The 5,775-nt window shown below is 40.4% G+C and carries 4 protein-coding genes; 1 reads left to right on the top strand and 3 read right to left on the bottom strand.

What is annotated here, in order from left to right; translation table 11 throughout:
* Window positions 1–47: 47 nt before the first annotated feature.
* The 3 genes from WN50_RS14105 to WN50_RS14095 form a co-directional block, all read right to left on the bottom strand.
* Window positions 48–2,408 (bottom strand): CHASE2 domain-containing protein, encoded by a 2,361-nt coding sequence (locus WN50_RS14105; RefSeq protein WP_046279411.1) that lies wholly within the window; start codon window positions 2,406–2,408, stop codon window positions 48–50.
* A 297-nt stretch (window positions 2,409–2,705) separates the two neighbouring features.
* Window positions 2,706–3,923 carry an acetate kinase gene (locus WN50_RS14100; RefSeq protein WP_046279410.1) on the bottom strand — a complete coding sequence of 406 codons (1,218 nt, stop codon included), beginning with the start codon at window positions 3,921–3,923 and terminating at the stop codon, window positions 2,706–2,708.
* A complete protein-coding gene (locus WN50_RS14095; protein ID WP_046279409.1) occupies window positions 3,920–4,246 on the bottom strand; it encodes a hypothetical protein in 327 nt (108 codons plus the stop codon). Before WN50_RS14095 ends, WN50_RS14100 begins: the two co-directional genes overlap by 4 nt.
* A 403-nt stretch (window positions 4,247–4,649) precedes the next feature.
* On the opposite strand from WN50_RS14095, the gene WN50_RS14090 reads away from it, so the two are divergent.
* On the top strand, window positions 4,650–5,775 hold a 1,126-nt coding region (locus tag WN50_RS14090; RefSeq protein WP_049559516.1), incomplete at its 3' end, for an RNA-guided endonuclease InsQ/TnpB family protein.

Raw genomic sequence — 5,775 nt, 5'->3', positions numbered from 1 at the left:
TCTCAGTAGTGCTAAAGATATTGACTGAACCCGCCCCTACAGAATCATTATTGATTAGTCGGACATGATATGAATAGTCGGCGAATAATAATAATCAGGGTTACTGTAGAAATAAAGGCGATCGCAGAGGGAATTAAAGGTATCCAACCCCCAGAAAGCCACAGAATAACGTAGCAACTACTATAGAGAAATATCAAACTTCCTGTCATTGCCAACATCAATTTTTGAGGTGAGTTTAACTTCCAAACTTCCAACGCGGCTAAACCAGACCAAGCTAAAATTAAAAGCAATTCAACCCATTCAGATACCCACCAAATTAAAGGCCGTTTGTCTTGAACAGCGCTAATAATTTGACTGACCATGTGGGCTTGAATAACAACACCGGGAATATCGGGAACATCCCCTTGACTGAAGGGTGTACGATGGATATCTTTAAAGGTTTTATCTGTCGTTCCGATCAAAACAATTCGGTCTTTTACTAACTCAGGAGTTAGGCGATTTTCAATTAATACCTCAGCTAACGTGAATTGAGGTGCTATTTGTTGAGTTGCACGATAATTAATGATAAATTGATATCCTTTCCCATCAATTGAACGATATCCACCCGCATGAGGTTCGACGGGCTTAAAAATCGCTTCTCCGATTTTAACATTTCCTGATTTTGTAATTTCATCGGTTATCCCTTCATCGGCTAAATAACGCAACGCCAAGCGAAAATTAAGAGAGGTATCAACTTGACACAAAGAATATTGGGGAGAAGCTTGACCAATTAGTTGACGTCGGACAATATTATCCGGATCAATTGTGGTATTAGAAAATCCAACTCGTTCTCGTAAATTTTCTTTTGGAATTTCTTGTGGGGCTGCAATTCCGGGGTTATCTGCATCTTCCCCCACTCGACACACTCCAATTAATCGATCTGAATTTTGCCAAGAATTAATCAAGGTTTTATAGTTAGCTTCAGTTGGCATTTCTCGATAAATATCTAACCCAATTGCACGCGGTTGATACTCAGTTAGCTTTTCGATTAACTGTTCTAAAGCCCGATTAGAAAGTGAGGTAGCTTGACGTTCTTCAGGCGATTGTGCTTGCACATCTGCACCTGTAATGGTAATTAATAATAGGCGAGAATCCATTCCCTCATCAGGACGCGATCGCATCAATTGATCAAAGGCTTTCAGTTCAAGGGGTTGTAAAATCCCTAAAGCTCGTATTATAATCACTAATACACTCACCATTAAACTCACACCTGTTAATAAAATAGGCGGAGAAATATAAACTTTTGGGATAATTTTTTCGGGTTTTATTCCATCTCGCAATTGTTGCCAATTTGGAGCTGTTGTCGCCGGATTTTGACACAGGACGGGCAACCAACCCGCACAGGGAAATTGTGTTTCTAACGCTTCTAACTTTTCTCGGGCTTCTCGCACCGAAAGATAAAAAGATTTTCCTCTCGAAAAAGTCGGTAAAAAACTCGTTAAAAAGGCTTGAGCCACTCCATCGGGAACAGGTTCTCGCATCACAATTAACTGCGGAATTTGTAAATCAGCGAGTTCACGAGCCAATCCTAACCCATCACAAGAGTTAAAAATAGCGAGTTGTAATCCTTGTCGAATTGCGGCTTTGAGTGAATTTTTAAGTTGTTCAATTGAAATAGATTCTTGAGGATTAATTTCAAGTTTTCCCATTTGATCTTCAGCCAAAGAAGAACTATGTCCCGCAAAAAATAGAATATCCCAACCCTGTTCATCCCAAAGCCATCGATCTAATTCTTGACGTTGAGGTTCGACTAAAAACACCGTTTCCGCATGAGGAAGTTTTTCTAAAAGTTGGCGATCTGTTTGCACATCAATCCCTTTACTATTTCCTAAAATAGCAAGCAGTCTAACTTTCTTTTTTCGCTCACGAGGTTTAGAAATTGGGGGTTGAAATTGTTGGATACTTAAAGCGAGTTCCGCGTCAGGATAATCTACAAAAAAGTTCCATAAATGCCAAGGAAAGCGTCGCAGTTGTGTATCTTCTGTTTGCAGAATTACGCGAATTTCTTGATCAGGAGTCAGATGAGTTCGCATTTGGCGTTCAATTCGTCCGAATGATCCTGAGTTCAACCACTGGTTTAAACCTGTTCTTAATTGCTGACAAATGGCTTGAAATTCTGCTTCAGAAACTTGGGTGATATCCTCATCTTCAAACTCAATTTCTGACTGTCGCCATCCACAATAATTGTACATCACTGGATAAAGCGATCGCCATTTTTTAAAGCGTTCTACAAGTTCTAATGCAGGGGGTAAACTCCCTGTCCATTGAGTTTTGATGCTGCGATCCTGCTCCCACAATTGAGCGACAACACTTGGAAAACCCCGTTGACAGCTTCCTTCACTAAAGTTAATTACAACAGATTGATTCACGTTTTCAGATACTGACCCTAAATTTTTTGACAGTCACCGATAAACCTGAAAGGCGACTCTGAGGGTTGTTGATTTGAGGGATTTGACGGCTAGCTACAGGCTGACAAAATAAGTTATTTCTAGGTTAGCAGGTTCATCGAACTTGTGCATCCTTAGTTACGTTTGATGTCACAAAAATATGCACATCTCATCAAAACAGGTAACTTTGCTTAAGGAGAAAAAAACACAAAGACACCAAGACACAAAGAAAGCTAATTTTCGCGACTTGGTGTTTTGTTATTGATGAAGGATTAAGGGTTAATTTTGTTTTAAAATCTGCCAACATTCTGAGGCGATCGCCCAATCTTCTTCGGTATGAATAATTAATACTCTGACTGGGGAATCTTCTGTTGCAATATCTGTATCAATTGGTGATTTTGCATCTTTTTCGACATCGATTTTCAGCCCCAAAAATTCAAAGCCTGCACAAGTTGCTTCTCGAACCGGGGCGGAATGTTCTCCAATTCCAGCCGAAAAGACTAACGCATCTAAACGGGTGAGATTTCCTAACATTGAACCGATAGATGTTTTTAGGTGATGAATAAACATCTCGAAAGCTAGTTTCGCCTGTTCATCTCCTTTTTCTATTTGTTCTAACACATAGCGCATATCGCCCGAACTTCCCACAATTCCTTTTATGCCCGATTCTTTATTCAACAAAATATCTAACTGATCGGCATCAAAATGATGATTTCTCATCAAATAAATCAAAATAGCGGGATCTATTGAACCGCTCCGAGTTCCCATCATTAAACCTTCTAATGGGGTAAATCCCATTGTGGTATCGACACTGATTCCCTCTCGAATTGCCGCTAATGAACAACCATTGCCTAAATGACAAGTAATTAACTGTAAAGATTCTAGGGGTTTTCCTAAGAGTTGTGCAGCCCGTTGAGCGCAATATTTGTGACTGGTTCCATGAAATCCATAGCGCCGAATTCCCTTTTCAAACCATTGATAAGGAATCGGATAAACGGCAGAAGATAGCGGCATTTTACTGTGAAAAGCTGTGTCAAAAACTGCCACTTGGGGAACATCAGGTAACACCTGTTCAATCGCTTCTATTCCTTCTAAATGAGCGGGATTATGGCTCGGTGCGAGGGTAATTAAACGGTGAATAACCTGTTTAACTTCAGGCGTAATTTGAATGGCTTCTGAATAGTCTGAACCGCCATGTACCACCCGATGACCGACAATATCAATTTCTGATAATTGATCCAGAATTTGAGTTTCTCCTTGAGTCAAAGTCTCCAACATTTTAGAAACCCCTTCAACCCGTTTATTGGGGTCTAATTTCATTTCCTGTTTAATTCCATTGGCTTTGACTTTCAAAGTGCCGAAATCATTGGATGCAGTCCAGTCAATATTACCTTCCCAGATCGGTTCCGGGTGTTGTTGAGGAAGGGTATTTCCCTCAACATTATATAAACTACTTTTTTGAGAACTAGAACCTGCATTCAGTACAAGTATTTTCATGGTTCCGTTGAATTGTAGATTTTATAAATGTCCTCATCTAACTCCAGCTTAACAACAACTCCTTTAGCGTGTAGCAGTCGATTCGCTGCCGAAAGAGAATCACTGACAGCACCCATATAAGCGATTTGTTCACTTAATTTTTGTAGTTTTTGTCTGAGTTCTTCTTGTTCTTGTTCATCTTCGACCGTTTCCATTGAACTTAAGACTCTACCCTTCTCAATTTCATAGTAATCTAAGAAATCTCGGAAGTAACAATGTAACTTAGCAACTAATAGGGAAGGAGAATAGTTGTTAACATGAATTTGAGGTTTACTATCTGTCATTGATGGATCAATTCAAAGGTTTGCGCCTAATACTATAACAGCTTTTACAGTCAACAGTTTACAAGCAAAAGGCAACAGGCAAAAGGCAACAGGCAAAAGGCAACAGGCAAAAGGCAACAGGCAAAAGGCAACAGGCAAAAGGCAACAGGCAAAAGGCAACAGGCAAAAGGCAACAGGCAAGATTGCTAACTGGTCACTGATAACTGTCTTCACTGGTCACTGTAAACTGGTCACTGATAACTGTCTTCACTGGTCACTGTAAACTGGTCACTGATAACTGTCTTCACTGGTCACTGTTAACTGTAAACTGATATTACCCTCCTACCATTGAACGCAGAGAAGTAACTTAGTAGACGATTTATGGTACAAAACGGTACTATCTGTAAGATCAGATAATAGATCTATGCAACGAGCCTTTCAAACCCAACTCAAACTTAACAACCGTCAAAGAACCTTAATGGCGACCCACGCGGGATATTCTAGGTGGGTTTGGAATTGGGCGTTAGCGATGTGGAATGAAGCTTACAAAGAGGGTTTAAAACCTTCTGCGAATAAGCTAAAAAAGTTCTACACCAATCACATTAAGCCAAACTATCCCTGGCAGTCAACCCTAAGTTCTAGAGTTTATCAATTTGCTTTCATGCACTTGGGAGAAGCATTTAGCCGATTTTTTCAAGGCATTGCCAAACATCCTAAGTTCAAGAAAAAAGGCAGAAATGATAGCTTTACTCTCGATAATTGTGGCAAAGTAATGAGGTTTTCAGGGAGGAGGTTAAAACTTCCTTTTATTGGATGGGTTAACACTTATGAACCCCTACCTGAAATCAACACAAAGCGAGTCACAATTAGTCGAGTCGCTGATTCTTGGTATCTGTCTGTAGCCTACGAATTTGAGCCAGAACAGACTGTAAAATCAAGAGTTTATCTGGGTGTTGATGTTGGAGTTAAGGCATTGGCGACCTGTTCAGATGGTACTGTTTTTACCAATCCAGCAGCTCACAAAAAAGCACTGAAAAATCTGGCTCGACTTCAGCGCGAACTCTCGAGAAAACAGAAGGGTTCTAACAACAGGAATCAAGCTAGACTGAGACTTGCAAAAGCACATCAAAGAGTGGCTAACATTCGCAAAGATACAATTCACAAACTAACCTCATGGCTATGCAAAAACCACGCAGTCATCGGGTTAGAAGACTTGAATGTTTCTGGGATGATGAAAAATCATAAATTAGCGGGTGCTATAGCCGATTCTGCTCTTTATGAAATTCGCCGCCAAGTCGAGTATAAGTCCGAGTGGTACGGCTCAGTAGTAGTTTTTGCTGACAGATTTTATCCGTCAACTAAAACCTGTTCAAGTTGCGGTCACGTTCAAGAAATGCCACTGAAAGAACGAGTTTTTAACTGTAATAATTGCGGTGTAAGCGTTGACCGTGATTTAAATGCCAGCCTGAATTTAGAAGGTTATGCCGAGGGCTTCTTGGTGAAATGCCTGTCTGACCGGGTGCTGCCGACAGTCCGGGGTGATGCAGGAA

It is taken from the genome of Limnoraphis robusta CS-951, assembly GCF_000972705.2.
The sequence above is the reverse complement of the archived record's forward strand: the minus strand, read 5'-3'. Positions and strand labels throughout refer to the sequence as shown.